18 protein-coding genes are annotated in these 24,309 nt (G+C 74.9%); 11 read left to right on the forward strand and 7 right to left on the reverse strand.

The window, feature by feature from the left end; all coding sequences use genetic code 11:
- Positions 1-39 precede the first annotated feature (39 nt).
- Genes C892_RS0101275 through C892_RS0101285 form a run of 3 tightly spaced genes read left to right on the forward strand, consistent with a single transcriptional unit; the run spans position 40 to position 2,551 of the window.
- The gene (locus C892_RS0101275) at positions 40-960 is read left to right on the forward strand and encodes an ornithine cyclodeaminase family protein (protein WP_026124066.1); all 921 of its coding nucleotides are present in this window, start codon (positions 40-42) and stop codon (positions 958-960) included.
- Entirely contained in the window at positions 957-1,892 is a 936-nt protein-coding gene (locus tag C892_RS0101280) for a helix-turn-helix domain-containing protein (protein WP_017555697.1), read from the forward strand. Before C892_RS0101275 ends, C892_RS0101280 begins: the two co-directional genes overlap by 4 nt.
- 38 nt (positions 1,893-1,930) lie before the next feature.
- Positions 1,931-2,551 carry a dioxygenase family protein gene (locus tag C892_RS0101285; RefSeq protein ID WP_017555698.1) on the forward strand — a complete coding sequence of 207 codons (621 nt, stop codon included), beginning with the start codon at positions 1,931-1,933 and terminating at the stop codon, positions 2,549-2,551.
- Between the two features lie 34 nt (positions 2,552-2,585).
- Here C892_RS0101285 and C892_RS0101290 read toward each other — a convergent pair whose 3' ends face one another.
- The gene (locus tag C892_RS0101290) at positions 2,586-3,785 is read right to left on the reverse strand and encodes an AGE family epimerase/isomerase (protein WP_017555699.1); all 1,200 of its coding nucleotides are present in this window, start codon (positions 3,783-3,785) and stop codon (positions 2,586-2,588) included.
- A 179-nt stretch (positions 3,786-3,964) separates the two neighbouring features.
- On the opposite strand from C892_RS0101290, the gene C892_RS0101295 reads away from it, so the two are divergent.
- Together C892_RS0101295 and C892_RS0101300 are read left to right on the forward strand one after the other, a co-directional pair.
- A complete protein-coding gene (locus C892_RS0101295; protein WP_017555700.1) occupies positions 3,965-7,030 on the forward strand; it encodes an alpha-mannosidase in 3,066 nt (1,021 codons plus the stop codon).
- A 268-nt stretch (positions 7,031-7,298) separates the two neighbouring features.
- The gene (locus tag C892_RS0101300) at positions 7,299-7,772 is read left to right on the forward strand and encodes a nuclear transport factor 2 family protein (protein WP_026124067.1); all 474 of its coding nucleotides are present in this window, start codon (positions 7,299-7,301) and stop codon (positions 7,770-7,772) included.
- A 78-nt stretch (positions 7,773-7,850) separates the two neighbouring features.
- Here C892_RS0101300 and C892_RS0101305 read toward each other — a convergent pair whose 3' ends face one another.
- The 5 genes from C892_RS0101305 to C892_RS0101325 all read right to left on the reverse strand — a co-directional run bounded on the left by C892_RS0101305 (position 7,851) and on the right by C892_RS0101325 (position 14,657).
- Positions 7,851-9,299: an NCS2 family permease gene (locus C892_RS0101305; RefSeq protein WP_017555702.1), complete on the reverse strand. Its 1,449-nt coding sequence runs from the start codon at positions 9,297-9,299 to the stop codon at positions 7,851-7,853.
- Between the two features lie 210 nt (positions 9,300-9,509).
- Entirely contained in the window at positions 9,510-11,906 is a 2,397-nt protein-coding gene (gene pucD, locus C892_RS0101310) for a xanthine dehydrogenase subunit D (RefSeq protein WP_017555703.1), read from the reverse strand.
- Positions 11,906-13,264 (reverse strand): 8-oxoguanine deaminase, encoded by a 1,359-nt coding sequence (locus C892_RS0101315; RefSeq protein WP_017537491.1) that lies wholly within the window; start codon positions 13,262-13,264, stop codon positions 11,906-11,908. Before C892_RS0101315 ends, pucD begins: the two co-directional genes overlap by 1 nt.
- Positions 13,261-13,779: a (2Fe-2S)-binding protein gene (locus C892_RS0101320; RefSeq protein WP_017555704.1), complete on the reverse strand. Its 519-nt coding sequence runs from the start codon at positions 13,777-13,779 to the stop codon at positions 13,261-13,263. Before C892_RS0101320 ends, C892_RS0101315 begins: the two co-directional genes overlap by 4 nt.
- On the reverse strand, positions 13,770-14,657 hold the full coding sequence (locus tag C892_RS0101325) for an FAD binding domain-containing protein (RefSeq protein ID WP_017555705.1): 888 nt from the start codon (positions 14,655-14,657) through the stop codon (positions 13,770-13,772). Before C892_RS0101325 ends, C892_RS0101320 begins: the two co-directional genes overlap by 10 nt.
- Positions 14,658-14,880: 223 nt before the next feature.
- Here C892_RS0101325 and C892_RS0101330 point away from each other — a divergent pair, with 223 nt between their 5' ends.
- The 3 genes from C892_RS0101330 (at position 14,881) to C892_RS0101340 (ending at position 17,657) form a co-directional block, all read left to right on the forward strand.
- A complete protein-coding gene (locus C892_RS0101330; protein WP_017555706.1) occupies positions 14,881-16,440 on the forward strand; it encodes a PucR family transcriptional regulator in 1,560 nt (519 codons plus the stop codon).
- Positions 16,441-16,839: 399 nt separating this feature from the next.
- Positions 16,840-17,247: a four-helix bundle copper-binding protein gene (locus C892_RS0101335; RefSeq protein ID WP_017555708.1), complete on the forward strand. Its 408-nt coding sequence runs from the start codon at positions 16,840-16,842 to the stop codon at positions 17,245-17,247.
- Between the two features lie 38 nt (positions 17,248-17,285).
- The gene (locus C892_RS0101340; protein WP_017555709.1) at positions 17,286-17,657 is read left to right on the forward strand and encodes a ChaB family protein; all 372 of its coding nucleotides are present in this window, start codon (positions 17,286-17,288) and stop codon (positions 17,655-17,657) included.
- A gap of 91 nt (positions 17,658-17,748) precedes the next feature.
- Here C892_RS0101340 and C892_RS0101345 read toward each other — a convergent pair whose 3' ends face one another.
- Positions 17,749-18,171, reverse strand: a complete 423-nt coding sequence (locus tag C892_RS0101345) for a CBS domain-containing protein (RefSeq protein ID WP_017537497.1) — start codon at positions 18,169-18,171, stop codon at positions 17,749-17,751.
- 261 nt (positions 18,172-18,432) lie between these two features.
- Here C892_RS0101345 and ctaD point away from each other — a divergent pair, with 261 nt between their 5' ends.
- From ctaD to C892_RS0101360, 3 genes are all read left to right on the forward strand, one after another.
- The gene (ctaD, locus tag C892_RS28335) at positions 18,433-20,043 is read left to right on the forward strand and encodes an aa3-type cytochrome oxidase subunit I (RefSeq protein ID WP_275041806.1); all 1,611 of its coding nucleotides are present in this window, start codon (positions 18,433-18,435) and stop codon (positions 20,041-20,043) included.
- A gap of 966 nt (positions 20,044-21,009) precedes the next feature.
- Positions 21,010-22,266, forward strand: coding sequence for a glycosyltransferase (locus tag C892_RS0101355; protein WP_017555711.1), 1,257 nt, complete (start codon positions 21,010-21,012; stop codon positions 22,264-22,266).
- Between the two features lie 98 nt (positions 22,267-22,364).
- Entirely contained in the window at positions 22,365-24,155 is a 1,791-nt protein-coding gene (locus C892_RS0101360; RefSeq protein WP_017555712.1) for a thiamine pyrophosphate-requiring protein, read from the forward strand.
- Positions 24,156-24,309 lie beyond the last annotated feature (154 nt).

Consider the following 24,309-nt stretch of genomic DNA (forward strand, 5'->3'; position numbering starts at 1 on the left):
GTCTTGCGGGCGGGCGCGGTGCGCGGCAGCATGCCCCGCATGGGCACGGTGGTGGTCACGGACGAACAGGTGCGCCGGGCGGTGCCGATGGCCGAGGCCGTCGACGCCGTCCGCCGGGCCTTCACCGACCTGGCGGCGGGCGCCTTCGAGATCCCCGTGCGCACCGTCCTGGGCGACGGGGCCCACCTGGCCATGCCGGTGCACCACCGGCCCACCGGGACGGCCATCGTCAAGACGCTGGGCCTGAACTTCGACCGCGCCCCCGCCATCACCGGCACCGTCGTGTGGAGCGACCCGCGTCGGGCCCACACCCTGGCCGCCGACGCCGGGACGCTGACCACCCTGCGCACCGGCGCCGCCAGCGGCGCGGCCACCGACCTGCTCGCCCCGCCCGGGGCCCGCCGCATGGCGCTGATCGGCGCCGGCGGTCAGGCCGCCGACCAGGTCAGGGCCGTGCACACGGTGCGCCCCCTGGCCGAGCTGACCATCGCCTCGCGCACCCGGGAGCGGGCCGAGGCACTGGTCGCCGCCCTGGCCGCCGAGATGCCCGGGGTGCCGATGCGCACCGCGCCCGACCCCGCCTCCGCGGCCGCCGGGGCCGACATCGTCGCCTGCGCCACCACCGCCGTCGAACCGGTGCTGCGCGCCGCGGACCTGCCCGGGCGGGTGCACGTCAACGCCGTCGGCTCCTTCCGCCCCGCCATGCGCGAGCTCGACGACGACGTGCTGGCCTCCTCGGCCGTGGTGGTCGACGACCTCGGCGCGATCATGGAGGAGGCCGGCGAGGTGCTGCACGCCCTGGAAACGGGGGCGATCACACGTGCGGACCTGGTAGAGCTGGGGCACGCGCTGAGGCGTGGCCCGCCCGCGGGGCGGTGCGGGCGCACGGTGTTCAAGAGCGTGGGCGTCGCGGTCCAGGACTGGGCGGTGGCGCGGCTGCTCGCCGACCGCTTCCTGTGAGCCCCCCGCCCGCCCGCGGGGCGCTGGAGCTGCACCGGCTGGAGGTCCCCGCACCGCACCGGCTCCCCTTCGCCGCCGGGACCTTCGACTCCATCGGCCCCCTCTCCCGCGCCGACTACCCCCACCGCCACGCCTTCCACGAGATCCTGCTGGTCACCGCCGGCACCGGACGGCACGTGGTCGACACCCGGCCGCTGCCCATCACCCCGCCCAACCTGGGCGTGCTGGCCGCCGGGCAGGTCCACCACTGGCAGGCCCGCGGCCTGGACGGGTACGTGCTGCTGCTGGAGGACGCCTTCCTGGCCGACCGCCCCGGCGACCGGGAGCTGCTGCGCCGCCTGGCCGCCCGGAGCCCCTGGACCGCCCTGGGCCCGCGCGAGCACGCCGAGGCCGCGGGGGTGGTCACCGAGATCGCCCGCGAGTTCGGCGAGCGGCGCCCCGGAATGGCGGGCGTCGTCCGCGCGCTGCTACACGTCCTGCTGGTGCGGGCCTGGCGGACGACCGACGGCGGCCCCGCCCCGGCCCCCGAGGCCGCCGCCGGCCTGGCCGCCCGGTTCCTGCAGGTGCTGGAGGGGCCGGAGGCCCTGGAGCCCGGGGCCGGGGTCGAGCGGATCGCCGACGGCCTCGGCGTCAGCCCCGGCCACCTGGGCGAGGCCGTCAAGCGCGCCACCGGCCGCACCCCCGGCGCGCTCCTGCGCCAGGCCCGCCTGCTGGAGGCCGAGCGCCTGCTGGCCTGCACCCGGCTGACCGTCGCCGCCGTCGCCCGCGCCAGCGGGTTCGCCGACCCCGCCTACTTCTGCCGCTTCTTCCGCCGCGAGACCGGGACCACCCCGGGGGAGTTCCGCGCGCACGCCCGCGCCGAGGTGGGCCCCGCGCCGAGCACAACGGCGCCCGGGGAACGTCCATCGCGCACGGGCGGTGACACGGCGTAGCGTCCGTGTTCCCCGCACCCCAACGCGAGGAGCCCACCGTGGCCGACGAGACCCCCACCCGCAAGACGCTGCTCAAGGCGGCCCTGGCCACCGGCGCCCTGCTGGGCGCCGCGGGCGCCGCCCCCGCCCTGGCCCGGGACCGGGCCGACGGCCGGTCGCTGGAGCCCACCCCGGCCTGCGACGACGGCGACGACCCCACCCCGCCGCAGATGGAGGGCCCCTATTTCACGCCGGGCTCCCCGCGCACCGGCGACCTGGTGGTCCCCGGCGACCCGGGCACGCCGCTGGCGGTGGCGGGGTACGTCTTCACCCGCGACTGCCGCCCGGTCGCCGGGGCCCTGCTCGACTTCTGGCAGGCCGACCACCACGGCGCCTACGACAACGTCGGTTACCGCTACCGGGGCCACCAGTTCACCGGCCCCGACGGGGCGTTCGCCTTGACCACCATCGTCCCCGGGCTGTACCCGGGCCGCACCCGCCACCTGCACGTCAAGGTGCAGGCGCCGTCCCGGCGGGTGCTCACCACGCAGCTGTACTTCCCGGGCGAGCCGCGCAACGGCTCCGACCGGATCTTCGACCCGCGCCTGCTGATGGAGGTGCGCCGGGACGGGGCGGGCCGGGCCGCCGCCTTCGACTTCGTCCTGGACCACACGGCCTGACCGCACCGTCTGACCGCACCGCCTGACCGGGATCTCAGGCCTCCTCCGCCGCCACCGCCCCGGCCACCGAGCCGGACAGGGGCAGGCGGGGGATGAGGACCGCCTGGTAGGCGTGGTAGGCGTCGGGCTTGCCCCGCCACACCGTCGACGAGGGGGAGCCGTCCGGGGCCACCTCGTGGTGCCAGCCGCCCTTGCCGGGGTCGACGTGGCGCTCGCGGATGTAGTCCCACCAGCGCGTGGACCACTGCGCGTACCCCTCGTCGCCGGTGCGCCGGTGCAGCACCGCGGCCGCCGCCGTCGCCTCGGCCGCCACCCAGTGCATGCGCTCGCGCACCACCGGCCGGTCCTGCCAGTCCAGGGTGTACACGAACCCGTCGGCCCCGTCGGCCGCCCACCCGTGCTCGCAGGACAGGGCGAACAGCCGCCGCGCGGCCTCCACCAGCCACGGCGGCCCGCCCGCCCCCAGGGCGGACTCCAGGCTCACCAGCAGGCGCGCCCACTCCAGCCAGTGCCCCACGGTCGTGCCGTAGGGGCGGAAGGGGTCGGCCGGGGCGTCGGCGTTGTAGTCCAGCAGCGTCTCCCACTGCGGGGTGAAGTGCTCGGGCAGGCGCCAGCCGTTGGCCGCGGTCTTGTCGCGGATGAGCCGGTCGGCGATGCCCAGCGCGCGCTGGCGCCAGATCTCCCGGCCGGTGGCGTCCGCGGCGGCCAGGAACGCCTCCACCATGTGCATGTTGCTGTTGGCGCCGCGGTAGGCCTCGCATCTGCGCCAGGTGCGGTCCCAGCCCTCCACGCACAGTCCTTCGACGGCGTGGAAGAAGCGCCGCTCGACCGTCTCCAGCGCCTCGTCCAGCAGTTCCGCGCCGCCGGGCCGGCGGGCCTGCGCGGCGCTGGAGGCGGCCAGCACCACGAACGCGTGCTCATAGCCGGCCTTGGCGCCGTCGCCGGGGGCGCTGGAGGAGTACCAGCCGCCGTGCTCGGCGTCGCGCAGCCGCCCGCGCAGCGCCTCCAGGCCGTGGTCGGCCAGGGCCGCCGCCTCCTCATCGCCGCGCAGGTGCGCCAGGGAGAACACGTGCGTCATCCGGCAGGTGATCCAGGTGTGGGCCACGCCGTCGGGGACGGGGCGGCCCTCCTCGTCCAGCCAGCCGAAGCCGCCCTCGGGCAGCGCGGCCGCGCGGGCGAAGGCGACCGTGCGCTCTTCCTCGGCCTGGAGCCATTCGGTGGGGGGTTCCATCATCCTCCGTTCAGCCGCGCTCGGCACCGGGCGGATCACCCGGCACCGGTCCGAATCCTCCCATGCCGCCACCGGCGGCGACCCGCTATGCACGGCTGGAGTCCGCCGCCGTCGGGCATGACCCTGGTGGCCGGCGCACACGCGATGTCCCCGACCGGCCCCGGGCCCGAGAGAGAGGCAGCATGCACGACGACCGGAAACTGGTGGAGGACCGGGTCTCGCGGGTCCTGGAGGAGCGCATCCGCCCCGCCGTGTACCCCGAGACCGCGCCCATGGAGACCGCCCGGTGGGACGCCCCCGGCGAGCCCGTCCCCGTCGCCGAGGGCCTGGCCGCGCCCTACCGGCCGGCCGGTCCCGGGGAGCCGTGGGGGCCGCCCTGGGGCACCACCTGGTTCCGCATCCGCGGGCGCGTCCCCGAGGCCTGGGCGGGGCGCACCGTGGAGGCCGTGGTCGACCTGGGCTTCGACGGGCACATGCCCGGCTTCCAGTGCGAGGGGCTGGCCTACACCGCCGACGGCGCGGTGGTGAAAGGGCTCAGCCCGCGCAACCGGTGGCTGCGCGTCGCCTCCTCGGCTCAGGCGGGGCAGCCGGTGGAGTACTTCGTGGAGGCCGCCGCCAACCCCGTGGTGCTGGGGGCGCCCCCGTTCCGGCCCACGGAGCTGGGCGACCGGCGCACCGCCCCCGACCGGCCGCTGTACCGGGTGCGCTCGGTGGACCTGGCCGTCTTCGACCCGGGGGTGTGGCACCTGGTGCACGACATCGAGGTGCTCGACCAGATGATGCGCGAGCTGCCCGAGGGCGCGCCGCGCCGGTGGGAGGTGCTGCGGGCCCTGGAGCGCGCCCTGGACGCCCTCGACCTGCAGGACGTGCCCGGCACCGCGGAGGGGGCCCGCCGCGTGCTCGCCCCGGTGCTGGCCTCCCCGGCCGAGGCGGGGGCGCACCGGATCTCGGCGGTGGGCCACGCCCACATCGACTCGGCGTGGCTGTGGCCGCTGCGCGAGACGGTGCGCAAGGTGGCGCGCACCGCCGCCAACGTCACGGCGCTGATGGACGACCACCCCGGCCTGGTCTTCGCCATGTCGCAGGCCCAGCAGCTGGCGTGGATCAAGGAGCACCGGCCCGAGGTGTACGCCCGGGTCGAGGAGAAGGCGGCCGAGGGGCGGTTCGTCCCGGTGGGCGGCATGTGGGTGGAGGCCGACACCAACATGCCCGGAGGGGAGGCCATGGCCCGCCAGTTCGTCTTCGGCAAGCGCTTCTTCTCCGAGGAGTTCGGGGTGGACACCAAGGAGGTGTGGCTGCCCGACTCCTTCGGGTACTCGGCGGCGCTGCCGCAGATCGTGCGCCTGGCCGGGGCCGAGTGGTTCCTGACCCAGAAGATCTCCTGGAACCGCACCAACCCCTTCCCGCACCACACCTTCCTATGGGAGGGCATCGACGGCACCCGCGTGTTCACCCACTTCCCGCCGGTGGACACCTACAACTCCGAGCTGTCGGGCGCGGAGCTGGCGCACGCGGTGCGCAACTTCCGCGACAAGGGGGCGGCGACGCGGTCGCTGGTGCCCTTCGGGTGGGGCGACGGCGGCGGCGGGCCCACCCGGGAGATGCTGGGCCGCGCCGACCGGCTGGCCGGCCTCGAGGGCTCACCCCGGGTGCGCGTGGAGCGGCCCGACGCCTTCTTCGCCGCCGCGCGCGCGGAGTACCCCGACCCGCCGGTGTGGCTGGGCGAGCTCTACCTGGAGCTGCACCGGGCCACCTACACCAGCCAGGCCCGCACCAAGCAGGGGAACCGGCGCAGCGAGCACCTGCTGCGCGAGGCCGAGCTGTGGGCGGCCACCGCGGCGGTGCGCACGGGGGCCGGCTACCCCTACGAGCGCTTGGAGCGGGTCTGGCGCACGGTGCTGCTGCACCAGTTCCACGACATCCTGCCGGGCACCTCCATCGCCTGGGTGCACCGGGAGGCGGCCGAGGCCTACGAGGGGATCGCCCGCGAGCTGGAGGAGGTCATCGGCGGTGCCCAGGCGGCCCTGCTCGACGCCGTCCCCGGCCCCGAGGGCCCCGGCGCCCCCGCGGTCTTCAACGCCTGCCCGCACGAGCGCGACGGCGTCCCCGCCCTGGGCGCGGGCCCGGCCACCCGTGCCGGGGACACCGGCGGGGCCGTGCGGCACACCCTCGACGGGGATGCGCACGTGCTCGACAACGGGTCGGTGCGGGCCGTCATCGGCCCGGACGGGCTGCTGCGCTCGGTCGTCGACCTGCGGGCGGACGGCGGGCGGGGGCGCGAGGCCCTGGCACCGGGCGGGCGCGGCAACCTGCTGCAGATCCATCCCGACCTCCCGAACATGTGGGACGCCTGGGACGTGGACTCCTTCTACCGCAACACCGTCACCGACCTGGACGGCGCCGATGACGTGTCCGCCGAGCCGCTGGAGGGCGGGGCGTGGGCGGTGACCGCCCGGCGGAGCTTCGGCTCGTCCACGGCCGTCCAGCGCACGGTGCTGCGCCCGGGGGCGGCGCGGGTGGACATGGACACGGAGGTGGACTGGCGCGAGACCGAGAAGTTCCTCAAGGCGGCCTTCCCCCTGGACGTGCGCGCCGACGAGGCGGCCTCGGAGATCCAGTTCGGGCACGTGCGCCGTCCCACGCACACCAACACCTCCTGGGACGCGGCCCGGTTCGAGACCTGCGCGCACCGGTGGATCCGGGTGGCCGACCCCGACTACGGGCACGCGCTGGTCAACGACTCCACCTACGGCCACGACGTGACGCGGGACGTGCGCGGCGACGGCGGCACCACGACGGCGGTGCGGCTGTCGCTGCTACGGGCGCCGCGCTTCCCCGACCCGCGCACCGACCACGGGCCCCACCGGTTCGGCTACGCGCTGGTGCCCGGCGCGGCCGTGGCCGACGCGGTCCGTGAGGGGTACCGCATCAACCTGCCCGAGCGCACCGCCGAGCGGGGCGGGTCGGTCGCGCCGCTGGTGCGTGTGGAGGAGGACGGGGTGGTGGTGGAGGCGGTCAAGCTCGCAGACGACCGCTCCGGCGACGTGGTGGTGCGCTTGTACGAGGCCCGCGGGGCGCGGGCGTCCACCCGGGTGGGGTTCGGCTTCGACGCGGGCAGGCCCGCCCGGGTCGACCTGCTCGAACGCCCGCTGGAGGGCGCCGCCGGGCCGGTGCCCGACGGCGACGGGTACCGGCTGGAGCTGCGCCCCTTCGAGATCGCCACCCTGCGGGTGCCGCGCAACCGGTGAGCCCCGACACGCGTGTCTGTACCCCCTGAGGGGGGTGTCGTTCCGCTTCGGTGCGGTGCCGGTTCACCCGGGACAGGAGGCCGGGCCGAGCTCGGCTGCGGCGGTGAGCAGCGCGGAGTGGTGGGTGCGGTACCCCCGAGGCCTATCGGCCACCAGGCGCTGGATCCGGGCGGCCGTCCGGGGGAGCAGGGCGCCGGGCAGGCGGCGGTCATGCGGGCAGGAGTGCCAACTGTTGGCAGCGCCAACGAATTGGTGTACCGTCGCCGCCATGAATGTTGGCGCAACCAATGAAAGAGGCGGCGGGAACGCCGCACAGGACACCGTGGCCCGCCTCGCGGACCGCGCCGCGATCACCGACCTGCTCTCCCGGCACGGTCGGTGGCTGGACGACAGGCGCTTCGACGACGTGCGGAGCGTGTTCACCGACGACGCCGTGGTCGTGGTCGGCTCCGGAGAGGTGCAGGGCGCCGACCGGGTGGCCGAGCTCGCCGCACGCAGCCACGGCCCGTTCGCACGCACCCACCACATGACGGCCAACCCGCTGGTGGAGGTCGACGGCGACCGCGCCGTGCTCGGCGCCCAGCAGATCGCGGTCTTCTGCCGGGAGGGGGAGACCCCCGAGTTCACCGTCGGGGAGGAGTACCGGATGGAGGCGGTCCGCACCCCCGAGGGCTGGCGCCTGTCCCGCGTGGAGGGCGACCGGCTCTGGCGCCTCGACCACGGGAGCGGAGGCGGAGCGTAGGGGGTGGGACAGGCGGCGGCGCCCGTGGCCGGAGGAGCGCTCCGGGCACGGGCGCCGCAGGGGGGAGGGGAGCGGGGGCTACAGGCCCAGCAGCCGTTCGATGCCGGCCATGCCGAAGTCGGCGGCGAAGACCCCGGTCAGGATCCACATCAGCCACCCCACCTCGCGGTACTTGCCGACGGCGGTCTTGATCACGGTGTAGGCCACGATGCCCGCGCCGATGCCGGTGGCGATGTCGTAGGTGAACGGCATCAGGGCGATGGTCAGGAACGCCGGGACCGCGACCGAGATGTCGCTCCACTCGATGGCCCCCACGCCCATCATCATCATGGCCCCCACCAGGACCAGTGCGCACGAGGCCGCCTGTCCGGGCACCATCCCGAACACCGGGGAGAACAGGATCGCCAGCAGGAACAGCGCGCCGGTGACCAGGCTGGCCAGCCCGGTCCGGGCGCCCTCGCTGACGCCCGCGGTGGACTCCACGAACACCAGGGTGGCCGAGGAGCTGGTCACGCCGCCGACCACGGCGCCGGCGCCGTCGGTGCCCAGGATCTGGTTGGTCCGGGGCATCTGGCCCATCTCGTCGGTCAGCCCCGCCTTGTTGCCCACCGCCAGCACGGTGCCCAGCGCGTCGAAGAACCCCGCCAGGATGAGGGTGAACAGGATGACCGCCGCGCTGGCCGGCCCGGCCTGGGTCCAGGCCCCGAACAGGTCGACCTGGAAGAACAGGCTGAAGTCGGGGGCGATGAACAGGGTCTCGGGCAGCCGCGGCGCCGAGCCGCCCCAGGTGCCGTCGCCCAGCTGGAAGACGTAGGTGACGGCGACGGCGATGACCGTGGCGGTGACGATCCCGTAGAAGATCGCCCCGGGCACGTTGCGGGCCAGCAGGATCGCCGAGACCAGCAGCCCGATGACGAACACCACCACCGGCCAGCCCGCCAGGTGCCCGGTGGCGCCCAGCTGCAGCAGGCTCCCGTCGCCGGCGCTGACGAAGCCGGCGTTGGCCAGCCCGATCAGCGCCACGAACATGCCGATGCCCACGCCGATGGCGAGCTTGAGGTTGTGCGGCAGCGCGTTCATCACCGCGGTGCGCACCCCGGTGACCACCATCAGGATGATCGCGATCCCCTGCCAGACCACCAGGCCCATCGCCTGCGGCCAGGTCATCTGGGGGACCGCCTGGTAGGCCACCACCGCCATGACGCCCAGGGCGGCGGCCAGCGCGATGGGCGCCCGGCCCACCACGCCCATCAGGATGGTGACGATGCCCGCCGACAGGGCGGTCATCGTGGTCAGCTGCTCGAAGGTGGGGGCGTATCCGTTGATGTCCTGGGCCCCGCCGAGCACGATGGGGTTCAGGACGATGATGTAGGCCATGGCCATGAAGGTGGTCAGGCCTCCGCGGATCTCCCGCCCGTAGGTGGAGCCGCGTTCGGTCACGAAGAAGAACCGGTCGAGCCAGGATCGATCGGTCCCGGAGGCCGCCGCCGGTTCGGGCGCCGGCCCCTTCGCGTCGAGTCGGGTCATGTCCCCTCCTGGAGGGAAGTCGGGTCCGGGCCTGCCCGGCCCGGTACCGTGTGCGGGGGGTTGATTACACTGCGTGGCCTTCCGTGGGTGCGCCCGGACGAGGCGCGTCCACGGAGGACCGGGGGCCTCCTGGGTCCGGAGGCTGCCCGTCCCGGCACCGAGGGCGCCGGCGGACCGGGACGGGCAGGATCGTGGCGGAACCGCGCCGGGCTACAGCTCGATGCCCACGATGTCCTCGGGGCGCACCGGGGCGTGCGTCAGCGCGCGCCCGGTGGCGTCCCGGACCGCGGCGACGATCGCCGGGGTCGACGAGAGCGTCGGCGGCTCGCCCGCGCCGCGCAGCCCGTAGGGCGCGTTCGGGTCGGCGTGCTCCAGCACGTCGATCCGCATCGGCGGGGTGTCCAGGATGGTGGGGATCAGGTAGTCGGTGAAGGAGGGGTTGCGGATCTGGGAGTCCTGGACCTGGATCTCCTCCATCAGGGCCAGGCCCAGCCCCTGGGTGGAGCCGCCCTGGATCTGCCCGGCCAGCTGCTGGGGGTGCATGACCTTGCCCACGTCCTGCACCGCGTCCAGCGCCACCACCTTGACCAGGCCCAGCTCCACGTCCACGTCGACCACGGCGCGGTGCACGCACATGCCGAACTGGGTGTGGGAGTCGCCCTGGCCCAGCGTGGGGTCGAGCATCCGGGTGGGCCGGTGGTGGAACTCGCGGGTCTCCTCCACCGCGGCGCCCTCCAGCACATCGGCCAGCGGCGCGAGCGGCCCGTCGGTGTCCGAGACCAGCTTGCCGCCCTGCAGCGACAGCCCGGAGTCGGGGCGGCCCGGCGGCACCAGGCCGCGCTCGCGGGCCAGCTCGAACACCCGGGAGCGCACCGCCTCGCAGGCGGTCTTGACCGCGCCGCCGGTCATGTAGGACTGGCGCGAGGCCGAGGAGGACCCGGCCGAGCCGACCTGGGTGTCGGAGGGGTGGATGGTCACCCGCTCCACGCCCAGCTCGGTGCGGGCGATCTGGCCCTTGACGGTGACCAGCCCCTGGCCGACCTCGGCGGCGGCGGTGTGCACCATCGCCGCCGGCTCGCCGCCGATGAGCTCCAGGCGCACCCGGGCGGTGGAGTAGTCGTCGAACCCCTCGGAGAAGCAGAGGTTCTTCAGGCCCACCCCGTAGCCCACGCCGCGCACCACGCCCTCGCCGTGGGTGGTGTTGGCGACCCCGCCGGGCAGGGTGCGCAGGTCGGACGGGTCGGGGAGCTGCTCGCGGGCCGGCGGCAGCGGCATGTCCTTGGCGCGCTGCAGCATGTCGGCCATGGGCAGCGGGGTGTCCATGAGCTGGCCGGTGATGATCCGCGAGCCCTGCTTCATGGCGTTCTTGATCCGCAGGTCCACCGGGTGCATGCCCAGCTCGGCGGCGAGCTTGTCCATCTGCGACTCGTAGCCGAAGCAGGCCTGCACCGCGCCGAACCCGCGCATCGCCCCGCACGGGGGGTTGGTGGTGTACACGCCGTAGGCGTCCACCTTGACGTTGGGCACCTCGTAGGGGCCGATGCCCAGCGAGGAGGCCACGCCCACCACCGCGGGGGTCGCCGAGGCGTAGGCGCCGCCGTCGACGACGATCTCCAGGGTGGCGTAGAGCAGCGTGCCGTCCTCGGCGGCGCCGTGCTCGAAGCGCATCTTGGCCGGGTGCCGGTGCACGTGGCCGTAGAAGGACTCCTCGCGGTTGTAGACGATCTTGACCGGGCGGCCGGTGTGCAGCGCCAGCATGCACGCGTGGATCTGCATGGACAGGTCCTCGCGGGCGCCGAACGCCCCGCCCACCCCGGCCAGGGTCAGCCGCACCCGGTCCTCGGGCAGGCCCAGGGCCGGCGCGATCTGGCGCTGGTCGACGTGCAGCCACTGGGTGGCGATGTACAGGTCCACGCCCCCGTCCTCGGCCGGCACCGCCATGCCCGACTCCGGACCCAGGAAGGCCTGGTCCTGCATGCCCACCTCGTACTCGGTGGAGACCACCGCGGCGGCCTGCGCGCGCAGCCCCTCCACGCCGCCGCCCTCGGTGAAGGCCCCGGTGCGGATGGGCTGGTGGCGCACGACGTTGCCGTGCTGGTTGTACTCGGCGTGCACGGGCAGGGAGCCGTCCTCGTGCACCAGCGGGCAGTCGGGGTCGAAGGCGGCCCGCCGCGAGTCGGAGACCGGGTCGAGCACCTCGTAGTCGACCTTGACGCGCTCCAGGGCGCGGCGCGCGGTCTCGGGGTGGTCGGCGGCCACGATCGCCACCGCCTCGCCCTTGTAGCGCACCTTGTCGAAGGCCAGGACCGGCTGGTCCTGGTACTCCAGCCCGTAGCGCTTCTCCCCGGGCACGTCCTCGTGGGTGAGGACGGCGTGCACGCCGGGGAGCTTGAGCGCCTCGGTGGTGTCGATGCCGAGGATGCGGGCGTGCGGGTGGGGGCTGCGCAGCGTCATCCCCCAGAGCATGTCCTCCATCCACATGTCGGAGGAGTAGGCGAACTCGCCGGTGACCTTGAGCGTTCCGTCGGGGCGGCGGGGGCTGGCGCCCACCCCGTCCCGGGTGGTGCTGGACAGGTCGCCCGGGGCCCGGGTCGCGGTGCCGGACATCACCGGCTCACCTCCTGGGTCAGTCGTCGGTGGGCGGCGCGGCCGGCCTCGGCGGCCTCGCCGTGGGAGACGGTGCGCAGCTCGCCGCGCTCGACCACGGTGCGGCCGCCGACCAGCAGCCGCTCCAGGGGCGGGACCGGGCCGAAGGCCAGGGCCACCACCGGGTCGTCGATCACGTCGTGGCCGAAGCCGTCGATGCGCCAGAGTGCGATGTCGGCGAGCTTGCCCTGCTCCAGGGAGCCCAGCTCGTCCTGGCGGCCGAGCACCCGGGCGCCGCCCAGGGTGGCCATGTGCAGGGCCTGGCGCGCGGTGAGCGCCTGGGGGCCCTTGCGGGCGCGGGCCATCAGCAGCGCCTGGTGCATCTCGCCGGCCAGCAGCGTCAGCTCGCTGGAGGCGGGCCCGTCCACGCCGAGGCCGACGGGGACCCCGGCGGCCAGCAGCTCGGTGGTGCGGCAGATGCCCGCGCCCAGCCGGGCGTTGGAGGTGGGGCAGTGGGCGATGCCGGTGCCGGTCTCGGCGATGCGCGCGATGGCGGCGTCGGACAGGTGGACCGCGTGCGCGAACCACACGTCCTCGCCCAGCCAGCCCAGCTTCTCGGCGTACTCCACCGGGGTGCAGCCGAACTCGGCTGCGCACTTGTCCTCCTCGTCGAGGGTCTCGGCGAGGTGGGTGTGCAGCCGCACCCCCTTGGCGCGCGCCAGCTCGGCGGCGCCGCGCATCAGCTCGCTGCTGACCGAGAACGGCGAGCAGGGCGCCACCGCCACCCGGGTCAGGGAGCCGAAGGAGGCATCGTGGTGGGCGTCGATCGCCGCGGCGGTGCCCTCCAGGGCCCCGTCCAGGGTCTCCACCACCGAGTCCGGCGGCAGCCCGCCCTGCGCGTGCCCGCGGTCCATCGACCCGCGGGCCAGGTCCAGGCGGATGCCGACCCGGCGGGCCGCCTCCACCTCGGCGGCGGCGATGTCGCCGCGCCCGGCGGGGTAGATGTAGTGGTGGTCCGAGGCGGTGGTGCAGCCCGACAGGGCCAGCCAGGCCGTCCCGGCGGTGGTGGTGCCGGCGACGGTCTCGGCGTCCAGCCGGTGCCACATCTCGTAGGAGCCCACCAGCCACTCGAACAGCGTGCCGTCGGCGAACAGCCCCTGGGTGGCCCACTGGTAGAGGTGGTTGTGCGTGTTGACCAGGCCGGGGGTGGCCACGCACCCGCGGCCGTCGATGCGGCGCGCCCCGGGCACGTCCGGGGCCGCGCCCGACCCCACGCGCGTGATGCGCCCGCCCTCGGCCACGATGTGTCCGGCGGCGTACTCGGCGCCGCCGACCGTGGCGATGTAGGCGCCGTCGATGACGACGGTCTCGGCGCTCATGCGGCACCGCCCGCCTTGGCGGCCTCGCGCTCGGCGGCCACCCGCACCGCGTCGATGATCTTCTCGTAGCCGGTGCACCGGCACAGGTTGCCGGCCAGGGCCTCGCGGATCTCGGCGTCCTCGGGGACGTCCCGGCCCGCGCCCACGGTGCGCGCGATCAGGTCGTCGGTCTGCACCAGCAGGCCGGGGGTGCAGAAGCCGCACTGCACCGCGCCCATCTCCACGAACGCCTCCTGGACGGTGCCCAGGCGCTTCTCATCGCCCTCGCCGCCCTGGTCGGCCAGGCCCTCCACGGTGCGCACGTCGCGCCCGTGGGCCTGCCCGGCGGCGACCATGCACGAGCAGGCGGTCACCCCGTCCAGGTAGACCGTGCACGAGCCGCACTCGCCCTGCTCGCAGGCGTTCTTGCTGCCGGGCAGGCCCATGCGCTCGCGCAGCACGTACAGCAGGCTCTCGCCGGCCCACACGTCCTCGGCGCTGGCCTCTTCTCCGTTGACGGTGAACGTCACGCGCATCGGGCGTCTCCCCTCGGGTCCTGCAGGCTCTTGCGGTGGTCGGTGACCGACCAGGACAGGGCGCGGCGCGCCATCACGCCCACGGCGTGCCGGCGGTAGTCGGCCGAGCCGCGCTGGTCGTCGATGGGGCGGGCGACCGAGGAGACCAGTTCGCCGAAGCGGCGCACCACGGCCTCGTCCAGTACCGAGCCGCCCTCCCAGTCGAACTCGGCGGCCAGGAACTCCTCGGCCTCGGGGGCGCGGACCGGGGTGGGGGCCACCGAGCCCAGCCCGGTGCCCACGGTGCGCTTCTCGGTGTCCAGGGCCAGGCTGAAGTTGGCCACCGCGATCACCATGGCGTTGCGGGTGCCGATCTTGCAGAAGTGCTGCGGCCCGGCCGGGCGGGGCAGCAGCACCGCGGTGATCAGCTCGTCGTCCTGGCGGGCGGTGCGGCGCAGCCCCAGGTAGAACTCACGGGCCGGGACGGTGCGGGTGCCGCGCACCGAGGCCAGTTCGATCCGGGCGTCGGTGGCCAGCAGCACCGGGTGCGCCTCCCCGGCGGGGGAGGCGCCGCCCAGGTTGCCGCCGACGGTGCCCCGGTTGCGGATCTGCGGGGAGGCCACCGACCGGGAGGCCTGGGCCAGGGCCGGGGCGCGCTCGCCCAGCTCGGCGATGATCCGGGTGTAGGGGACGCCCGCCCCCAGCCGCACCCCGTCGCCGTCGGGGGCCCACCGGGCCAGCTCCGGGACGCCGGTCAGGTCGATCAGCGCCGGCGGGCGGTGCTTGTCGAAGTTCAACTCGACCATCACGTCGGTGCCGCCCGTGATCGGCACCGCGTCGGGGTGCTCGCTCTTGGCGGCCAGCGCTTCCTCCAGCGTGGAAGGGCGCAGGAAGTCCATACTCGTCCTCGTCGTTGCGCGGGCGGACGGTCGGGCCGTCTGCCGTGTGGTCTACGCCGGGTGTGTATGTGAAGTAGAACACCGGCGAACAGGGTGCGGCCACCCGGTGAACCCATGAACCGGAGCGCTGGTCGCGGGCGGTGCTTCGTTGTTTCCTACAACACGTCATGGTGGGTTAACGTGGCCGCCACGCGGCGGCGCCGCGACGAGACGAAGGGACCCCATGCGGCTCGGCGAACTGCTCTCCATCCCCCGGCTGAGGCTGCGCTTCATCAGCGGGGCCGACCAGGCCCACCGCGCCATCCGCTGGGCCTACACCACCGACCTGCTGCGCCCCGCCCGCTACCTGACCGGCGGCGAGCTGGTGCTGACCGGCATGATGTGGCGCAACGGCCCGCAGGACTCGGAGGTCTTCGTGGCCTCGGTGGTCGAGGCGGGCGGGGCCGCGGTGGGCGCCGGGACCGCGCTGGGCGAGATCCCGCGCGACCTGGTGGAGGCCTGTGAGCGGCACGGCGTGCCGCTGCTGGAGGTGCCGGCCGAGACCTCCTTCGGCGCGGTGACCGAGGAGGTGCTGCGGCTGATCAACCGGCACCGCTTCACCACCATCGCCGAGAACCGGGACCGGCACCGCCGGATGATGGCCGAGGTCGCCGCCGGGGCCGACTTCCCGGCGGTCTTCGCGGCCGCCGCCGAGCAGGCCCGGCTGCGCGCCTGGGTGGTCTCCAGCACCGGCCGCGCGGTGGCCGGCGCCGGCCCGGAGCTGGACGGGCGGGCCCGCGCCGAGCTGGCGGCCCGCGCCCTGTCCTGGCCCTCGTTCCCGCGCAGCACCGAGCTGCCGGGGCGGGCGCTGACGGTGATGCCGGTGCAGACCCGCGACTCCCACCCGCTGGCCGGGTGGCTGCTGGTGTGCGAGGGCCGCCACGAGGACTGGGAGGAGGAGGTCCACGAGGCCGTCGCCGAGCTGGCCTCGATCGCGGTGCTGGCCCGCAGCCGGGAGGAGGAGCGGGCGCTCAACGACGCCCGGCACGCCGAGGCGCTGCCCCGGCTGCTGGAGGAGCAGCGCCAGGAGGAGGTCGAGGCGCTGCTGCGGGCCGCGGGCGGCCGGGAGCGGGGCGGGGGCCACGTGGTGGTCAGCGCGGCGCTGGCGCCCGAGCCGCGCCTGGCGGACCTGGCCCGCCGGGTGGCGGGCGAGCTGCTGGCCGAGCGGCCCGGGGCGGTGGTCACCGGGGACGCCGACGTGCTGGCGGTGGTGCCGGTCCCCGACCCGGGGCACGCGGGGGCCCAAGCCGTCGAGGAGCTGCGCGGGGAGCTGGAGCGCGGGGCGCGCGCCCTGGAGCCGGGGCTGGTGGACTACCGCCTGGCGGTGGGCATCGGCTCCACCCCGCGCGAGCTGGGCGACCTGCGCGGGGCGGCGGCCGAGGCGCGGCACGCCCGCCGGCTCGCCGGGCTGCGCCCGGGGCGCGCCCAGGTGATCGCCGGCGCCGAGATCGACTCCCACGAGCTGCTGCTGGCCTCGGTGCCCGAGGAGGTGCGGGCCTCCTACCGGGAGCGGCTGCTGGGGCCGCTGCTGGCCTACGACCGGGACCACCGCTCGGAGCTGGTGGAGACGCTGGAGCGGTTCCTGGAGCACTCGGGGTCCTGGCAGCGCTGCGCCTCGGCGATGCACGTGCACGTCAACACGCTGCGCTACCGGATCGGCCGGGTGGAGGAGCTGACCGGCCGCGACCTGAGTCGCCTGGAGCACCGCGTGGACCTGTTCCTGGCCCTGCGCCTGCGGGGGTGAGGCGGGTCTGCGGGGCTGAGGCGGACGGCCGAAGCCTGCACGACGCCCTCGACGCGCTCCCCGGCACCGGGACCGCCGAGGTCGGGTAGGGGCCGCGAGGGGCGGTCGCGGAAATTCCTCCTTCGCGTGTGCATGCCCCGCCCCCGTCGGGTTAGGGCCCGGGACAAGGCGCGAGGGCGACGACCCGACGCCCCGCGCCGGCGCCCGGACCTCCGCCCGGGCGGGACCGCCTCGAAGGACGGCGCCAGGGTTCTGGGGGGTGCCCCGGTGCCGCCGAGGCGGTCGGGGGGGAATGCAGCGGAGGGCGCTCGGTGCCCGGCCCCGCCGCCGCGGCGGGGCCGGGCACCCGGGGACACGGCAGTGGACCCCTCGAGGACGAGCCCGACCGGAGGAGGGGCGATGCCCACCCAGACCCAGGAGTTCCTGCGCACCCACCCGCGCGGCGTCGGCGGCGACGCCGAGCTGGTCTCCAGCGCCATCGAGCGGCTCGCCGCCTGCGCCCAGGCATGCACGGCCTGCGCCGACGCCTGCCTGGGCGAGCGCGATGCCGCCGACCTGGTGCCGTGCGTGCGGATCAACCAGGACTGCGCCGACGTGTGCGAGGCGGCGCTGCACGTGCTCTCCCGGCGCACCGCGGTCGACCCGCTGCTGCAGCGCGGCCTGCTGTCGGTGTGCGCCGAGTACTGCCGCGCCTGCGCCGAGGAGTGCCGGCGCCACGCCGACCGGCACGAGCACTGCGCCCTGTGCGCCGACACCTGCATGCTGTGCGAGGACGCCTGCACCCGCCTGATGGCCCGGATCGGCTGAACCGCCGGGGCCGACGGCGGCCACCGGAAGGAGGGGACATGCCGGGACGACGGGAACTGCCGGACACCCTGCGCCGCTCGCCGCGCAAGGCCCAGGACACCTGGATCGAGGCGCACGATTCGGCGGTGGAGCAGTACGGGGAGGGGGAACGGGCGCACCGCGTCGCCTACGCCGCGCTCAAGCACGCCTTCGAGAAGGTGGGCGACCACTGGGAGCGCAAGAAGGGCGGCCGCAAGGAGGGGAGCGAGGGCACCGCCGGCGGTGTCGACGCCGCCGCGTCCAAACGGCACCTGTACGAGCGCGCCCGGGAACCGGGCGTCGAGGGCCGCTCGAAGATGGACAAGGACGAACTGGTCGCCGCGCTGGAGAAGGCGAGCCGGACACGGACCCGCCGGGCGAGGGAGCGGTAGGCCGCAGCGGCACGCGAAACGGCACGCGAGGGGCCGCCCCGCACGGGGCGGCCCCTCGCCTCGGTTCGGCCCGGTTCGCCTCGGACCGGCCTCAGACGTTGTTGCCCTCGGCCGCGCTGATGTCGGCCAGGGCCGACCGCGGGTCGCGCTCCACGGCCAGGTCGCCCAGGGACACCACGCCCAGGGGGCGCCCCTCCTCGACCACGGGGAGCCGGCGGACGCTGTGCTCGCGCATCAGCCGCACCGCCTCGCCCACCCGCGTCTGCGGGCCGACCGTCACGGTCTGCCCGGTGAAGGCCCGCTCCACGGTCTCCTGTGCACAGTCCGCCCCCTCGGCCACGCAGCGCACCGCGACGTCGCGGTCGGTGACCAGCCCGCGCAGCCGGCCGTCCTCGGTGATGAGGACGTCGCCGATGTCCTTGTCGCGCATGATCCGGGCCACCTCGCGCAGCGTGGTGCCGGGCGAGGCGGTATAGGGCGGGGTCGTCATGACCTCGCGAACGGTCTCGGCCATGGTGGCCTCCCCTCACAACTCCTCTGCGATTCCTCTGCGATGCGGTCTCCGGGCCGCTACCAGACAGCGGCCGCGTGAAACGCGGCCCGCCCCCGCCTGTCCGCCGCCGTGTTCGCCGCCGGCGGCGCGGGGGTAGTGGGCGCGGGCGGCGGCGTCCGCCGCCGCGCGGATCCGGAACCGAGGAGGCGGGACGTGACCGAGACGCGGGAGGCCGGGGAGCCGGGGGTCGCGCAGGGGAGGGAGTCGCACGCGGGGCGGCGGCTGGCCCGCTGGGTCAGCAGCACCGACCACAAGGTCATCGGGCAGCTGTACGTGGCCACGTCCTTCGGGTTCTTCCTGGTGGCAGGCCTCATGGCGATGGTGGTCCGGGCCGAGCTGATGTGGCCCGGCATGCAGGTGGTCACCAGCGAGGAGTACAACCAGCTGTTCACCATGCACGGCACGGTGATGATGCTGCTGTTCGCCACCCCCCTGTTCGCCGGGTTCGCCAACCTGGTCATGCCGCTGCAGATCGGCGCCCCCGACGTCGCCTTCCCCCGGCTCAACATGTTCAGCTACTGGCTGTTCCTGTTCGGCGGGCTGATCCTGCTCGCCGGCTTCGGCACGCACGGCGGCGCGGCCGACTTCGGCTGGTTCGCCTACACCCCGCTCTCGGACGAGGTCCGCTCCCCGGGCCTGGGCGGGGACCTGTGGGTGATCGGGCTGCTGGTGTCGGGGCTGGGCACCATCCTGGGCGCGGTCAACTTCATCACCACCATCGTGGTGATGCGCGCCCCCGGCATGACCGCCTTCCGGATGCCGCTGTTCACCTGGAACACCCTGTTCACCAGCGTGCTCATCCTGATGGCCTTCCCCGTGCTGACCGCAGCGCTGGCGGCGCTGGGCGCCGACCGCATGATCGGCACCCGGGTCTACGCCCCCGAGCACGGCGGCGCCATCCTGTGGCAGCACCTGTTCTGGTTCTTCGGGCACCCGGAGGTCTACATCATCGCGCTGCCGTTCTTCGGCATCATCACCGAGATCATCCCGGTCTTCAGCCGCAAGCCGCTGTTCGGCTACAAGGGCATGATCGGGGCGACCATGGCCATCGCCGGGCTCTCGATGGTGGTGTGGGCGCACCACATGTTCCCCACGGGCGCGGTGCTGCTGCCCTTCTTCTCCGCCCTGTCGTTCCTGATCGCCGTGCCCACCGGGATCAAGTTCTTCAACTGGATCGGCACGATGTGGCGCGGGCAGCTGGTGATGGCCTCCCCGATGCTGTTCTCCCTGGGGTTCCTGGCCACGTTCCTGTTCGGCGGCCTGACCGGGGTGCTGCTGGCCTCCCCGCCCATCGACTTCCACGTCACCGACACCTACTTCGTGGTGGCCCACTTCCACTACGTCGTCTTCGGCACCGTGGTCTTCGCGATGTTCGCCGGGTTCTACTTCTGGTGGCCCAAGTTCACCGGGATCATGCTCGACGAGAAGCTGGCCAAGCTCCACTTCTGGCTGCTGTTCTTCGGCTTCCACGCCACCTTCCTGGTGCAGCACTGGCTGGGCGCGGCCGGGTTCCCCCGCCGCTACGCCGACTACCTGCCCACCGACGGGTTCACGGTCCTGAACCAGATCTCCTCCGTGGGCGCGTTCGTGCTGGGGGCCTCGACGCTGGTGTTCCTGTGGAACGCCTGGCGCTCCGCCCGCCACGGCGTCCGGGTGACCCGGGACGACCCGTGGGGCCACGGCTGCTCGCTGGAGTGGGCGACCCCGTGCCCGCCGCCGCGGCACAACTTCACCTCGCTGCCGCGCATCCGCTCCGAGCGCCCCGCCTTCGACGTCGCCTTCCCGCCCGACGAACGGGGCCGCCGGCGCATGCGGTCCCGCGGGCACGGGTAGTCGCGCGGGGACGCGACGTTCGGAAGGGGAGAGCCGATGTCCGAGCAGAACACGCCTCCGCCGCCGGGGTACGAGGGCATGCCCATCCCCACGCTGCGCCACCGGGTCCGCTCCCTCGGCGAGGAGGAGCTGCGCCGGGGTCCTGGATCCTGGCCAACCGGCTCGAAGCGCTGGAGGAGGGCGCCGAGCCCTCCGGCGGGGACCAGGGCTTCCGGCCGGAGGAGGCGCCGCCGCCGCCCCACGGGGGCTCCCCGGTGGGCGAGGGGTCGGCCGCCCCGACGTCCAACCCGCCCCCGCACGGGGTGCCCGCCCAGCCCGCCCGCCCCAAGGGCGACCGGCAACCGGGCGGTGGCGGCCGGTGAGCCCCGGGCGCACCCCCGGCACCCCCTGCTCCGACCCGTCACCGCACCCGGGGAGCGGGCGAGTCGGAGGCCCGATGGACGTGTGCCCGGTGGAGTGCGGAGGCCCATGCCCTTTCCGAGGGATTTCCGAACGGATTTCGGCGGAGAGAATCCCCGGGCAGTGGGCGCGGAGCGGCGTTACGGCCCCGGGCGGCGCACCCGAGCCGGTGTTTGGAGCGATGGCTCGTCGGTAGTCGGAGCGGTGCGCACCCGCGGCGGTTCGGGAGGCCACGGACCGAGCGGACGGTAGGGGTCCGGAGGTGCACACCGGGAACGAAGCGGAGGAGCGGGAACGAGGGCGCACGGCCCCGGGCACGGCTCCGAGAGCCTGATGCGGCACGTGCCCCGGGACACCTATCAGCACCGGCGCCGGCCGGCAGCGATTCGGCGGCGATGCCGGACGCCTGCGTGAGGAGCCGCCGGTGCCGGCCTCGGATCCCGCACGCGCACGAGCGAGCGCGAGAGAACGAGAGAAACGGCGGGCCGCCCGGCAGGCGGCCCCGGAACGCTTCCCGCTCAAGCGCTTCAGCGAAGAGTGGGACCGGCTGATCGAGGAGGTAGCACCATGAGGATCGACATGGTCTCCGAGCACGCCTCACCACTGGCGGCGACGGGCGGGGGCGATACCGGGGGACAGAACGTCCACGTCGCGGAACTCGCGCGCGCCCTCGGGGAGCGCGGCCACACCGTCGTCGTGCACACCCGCCGGACCGCGCCGGACCAGCCCGGGCAGAGCGAGGCGGCGCCGGGGGTGACCGTGCGGCACGTCGGCGCCGGACCGCCCCGCCCGATCGGCAGGAACGACCTCCCGCCGTACACGGGGGCCTTCGCCGAGGACCTGGCCCGCCACTGGGCCCACGAGGCACCGGACCTGGTACACGCCCACGACCGGATGAGCGGGCAGGCGGCCCTGTCCGCGGCCGCGGCGGCGGACGTCCCCGTCGTGCAGACCTTCCACGCCCTCCTCTCGCTCAAGCGCATGCGCGAGGGCGCCGACGACACCGGTCCGCCCGAGCGCGAGCAGTCCGAGAGCGAGGTCGCCGAGAGGGCCGACATGGTCCTGGCCACCTCCACCCAGGAGCAGCGGTCCCTGCGCCGGCGCGGCGTGGATCCGGGCCGCATCGCGGTCGTCCCCGGCGGCGTGGACCTGGAGCGCTTCTTCCCGGAGGGGCCGGCGGCCCGGCGGGGCGACGCGCCGCGGGTCCTGTGCCTGGGGCGGCTGGTGCGCCGCAAGGGGGTCGACACCGTGGTGCGGGCCCTGGCCGGGGTGCCCGAGGCCGAGCTGGTCGTGGTGGGCGGCCCCGCGCCGGGCGCCGTCGACGGCGACGAGCAGGTCGGCCGCCTGCGCGGTGTGGCCGAGGAGGCCGGTGTGGCCGAGCGGGTGCGCTTCCTGGGGGCGGTCCCGCGCGAGCAGGTGCCCGCCTACTTGCGGTCGGCCGACCTGGCGGTGAACATGCCCTGGTACGAGCCCTTCGGGATGAGCACCGTGGAGGCGATGGCCTGCGGCGCCCCGGTCGTCGCCTCGGCGGTCGGCGGTCACCTGGACACGGTGGTCAACGACGTCACCGGGCGCCTGCTGCCGCCGGCGCGGCCGCGGGCGCTGGCCTTCCGGATGCGCCGGCTGCTGTCGGACCCGGTGACCCGGGAGAGCTACGGGTTCGCCGCCGCGGACCGGGTGACGGCCCGCTACGGCTGGGACACGGTGGCCGCCCGCATCGAGCGGTGCTACCTGCGGGTGCTCCGGGCGCGCGGGCGCGAACCCGGGGAGGAGACCGGGCGGAGCGGGGCGCTCGCCGCCGCGGCCCCGGAAAGGGGCCGCTGACGCACCGTCGGCCGGTTCGCGGGTCGGCGGCATCATCGGCGCCGGTCGGGGTAGCGGGGCCGGGCACGCCCGCCCGACCGACCGAGGAGTTGTCAACGATGGCGGAGAAGGTCTCCGATCTCCTGCTGAAGCGCCTGCGCGAGTGGGGCGTCGAGCACGTCTTCGGCTACCCCGGCGACGGCATCAACGGACTGCTGGCCGCCTGGGACCGGGCCGGCGACCGGCCGCGGTTCCTCCAGGCCCGGCACGAGGAGCTGGCGGCGTTCGAGGCCGCGGGCTACGCCAAGTTCTCCGGCCGGGTGGGGGTGTGCGCGGCCACCTCCGGGCCCGGCGCGGTCCACCTGCTCAACGGGCTCTACGACGCCAAGCTCGACCACGTCCCCGTGGTGGCGATCGTCGGCCAGACCGACCGCAGCGGCATGGGCGGCTCCATGCAGCAGGAGGTCGACCTGCACGCGCTGTACAAGGACGTGGCGGCCCAGTACCTCACCGAGGTCACCGTGCCCCAGCAGCTGCCCAACGCCCTGGACCGGGCCATGCGCGTGGCGGAGTCCCGCCGCACGGTCACCGCGGTGATCATCCCCGCCGACGTGCAGGAGCTGGACTACGTCGAGCCCGGGCACGCCTTCAAGATGGTGCCCGGCACCCTGGGGACCGCCCGGTCGGTCACCGTGCCCGACCGGGACGCCCTGAACCGCGCCGCCGACGTGCTCAACGCGGGGAACCGGGTGGCCGTCATGGTCGGCCAAGGCGCGCGCGGCGCCCGCGAGCAGATCGCCGAGGCCGCCGACCTGCTCGGCGCGGGGGTGGCCAAGGCGCTGCTGGGCAAGGACGTGATCTCCGACGAGGAGCCCTACGTCACCGGCGCCGCGGGGCTGCTGGGCACCCGGCCGTCCTACGAGATGATGCGCGACTGCGACACCCTGCTCATGGTCGGCTCCGGGTTCCCCTACAGCCAGTACCTGCCCGAGTACGGCCAGGCGCGCGGGGTGCAGATCGACATCGACCCCGCCATGCTCGGCCTGCGCTACCCGTTCGAGGTCCCGCTGCCGGGCGACGCGCGCGAGACCCTGCGCGAGCTGCTGCCGCTACTGGAGCGCAAGCGGCACCGCGGCTGGCGGGAGACGATCGAGCAGAACGTCCGCCGCTGGTGGCAGGTGCAGGACCGGCGCGCCGGGGTGCCGGCCGACCCGGTCAACCCCGAGCTGGTGGCGCACGAGCTCTCGCCCCGGCTGCCCGACGACGCGATCGTCACCGCCGACTCCGGCTCGGCCACCAACTGGTACGCCCGGCACCTGCGCTTCCGCGCCGGCATCCGCGGGTCGGTCTCGGGGAGCCTGGCCACCATGGGCTGCGCCGTGCCCTACGCGGTCGGCGCCAAGTTCGCCCACCCCGACCGGCCGGTGATCGCCATGGCCGGCGACGGGGCGATGCAGATGAACGGGATGAACGAGCTCATCACCGCCGCGCTCCACGCCGAGCAGTGGAGCGACCCGCGCCTGGTGGTGGCGGTGTTCGACAACGGCGACCTCAACCAGGTCACCTGGGAGATGCGGGCGATGGGCGCATCGCCGCAGTTCGTCCCCTCCCAGCGGCTGCCCCGGGCCTCCTCGGCCGCGTTCGCCCGGAGCCTGGGGCTGACCGGCATCCGGGTGGAGGAGCCCGACCGAGTGGGCGAGGCCTGGGACGAGGCACTGGCGGCCCGGGGGCCGGCCGTGGTCGAGTTCGCCACCGACCCGTCGGTGCCGCCGATCCCGCCGACGGCCACCTGGGACCAGATGGAGTCGATGACGGCGGCCCTGGCCAAGGGGGACCCGGAGGCCTGGTCGGTGCTGGCGCAGGGGGTCCGCTCCAAGGCGCAGGAGTTCCTGCCCGGGAGCCGCCGCTGACGGCCCGGTGTTTATCGTCCCGTTACACGGGCACGGTGCACCCTGGAGAGGCGGCGCCTCCCGATCCACGGAGGCGCGCGACGGGGTGACGCTGCGACCGCGGCGCATGATGAGGAACGCCCTTGTGAAGTGGGAACGCCCCTTGTGCAGTGGA

Source organism: Nocardiopsis baichengensis YIM 90130 (genome assembly GCF_000341205.1).
Taxonomy (GTDB): Bacteria; Actinomycetota; Actinomycetes; order Streptosporangiales; family Streptosporangiaceae; genus Nocardiopsis_A; species Nocardiopsis_A halophila.

What these genes read in the sequence shown, in the direction of transcription:
- C892_RS0101305 (WP_017555702.1), bottom strand. Translation starts at nt 9,299, where the DNA reads ATGACCCGACTCGACGCGAAGGGGCCGGCGCCCGAACCGGCGGCGGCC.
- C892_RS0101295 (WP_017555700.1), top strand. Translation starts at nt 3,965, where the DNA reads ATGCACGACGACCGGAAACTGGTGGAGGACCGGGTCTCGCGGGTCCTG.
- C892_RS0101315 (WP_017537491.1), bottom strand. Translation starts at nt 13,264, where the DNA reads ATGAGCGCCGAGACCGTCGTCATCGACGGCGCCTACATCGCCACGGTC.
- C892_RS0101290 (WP_017555699.1), bottom strand. Translation starts at nt 3,785, where the DNA reads ATGATGGAACCCCCCACCGAATGGCTCCAGGCCGAGGAAGAGCGCACG.
- C892_RS0101355 (WP_017555711.1), top strand. Translation starts at nt 21,010, where the DNA reads ATGAGGATCGACATGGTCTCCGAGCACGCCTCACCACTGGCGGCGACG.
- C892_RS0101320 (WP_017555704.1), bottom strand. Translation starts at nt 13,779, where the DNA reads ATGCGCGTGACGTTCACCGTCAACGGAGAAGAGGCCAGCGCCGAGGAC.
- C892_RS0101330 (WP_017555706.1), top strand. Translation starts at nt 14,881, where the DNA reads ATGCGGCTCGGCGAACTGCTCTCCATCCCCCGGCTGAGGCTGCGCTTC.
- C892_RS0101360 (WP_017555712.1), top strand. Translation starts at nt 22,365, where the DNA reads ATGGCGGAGAAGGTCTCCGATCTCCTGCTGAAGCGCCTGCGCGAGTGG.
- pucD (WP_017555703.1), bottom strand. Translation starts at nt 11,906, where the DNA reads ATGTCCGGCACCGCGACCCGGGCCCCGGGCGACCTGTCCAGCACCACC.
- C892_RS0101335 (WP_017555708.1), top strand. Translation starts at nt 16,840, where the DNA reads ATGCCCACCCAGACCCAGGAGTTCCTGCGCACCCACCCGCGCGGCGTC.
- C892_RS0101340 (WP_017555709.1), top strand. Translation starts at nt 17,286, where the DNA reads ATGCCGGGACGACGGGAACTGCCGGACACCCTGCGCCGCTCGCCGCGC.
- C892_RS0101275 (WP_026124066.1), top strand. Translation starts at nt 40, where the DNA reads ATGGGCACGGTGGTGGTCACGGACGAACAGGTGCGCCGGGCGGTGCCG.
- C892_RS0101325 (WP_017555705.1), bottom strand. Translation starts at nt 14,657, where the DNA reads ATGGACTTCCTGCGCCCTTCCACGCTGGAGGAAGCGCTGGCCGCCAAG.
- C892_RS0101345 (WP_017537497.1), bottom strand. Translation starts at nt 18,171, where the DNA reads ATGGCCGAGACCGTTCGCGAGGTCATGACGACCCCGCCCTATACCGCC.
- C892_RS0101300 (WP_026124067.1), top strand. Translation starts at nt 7,299, where the DNA reads ATGAATGTTGGCGCAACCAATGAAAGAGGCGGCGGGAACGCCGCACAG.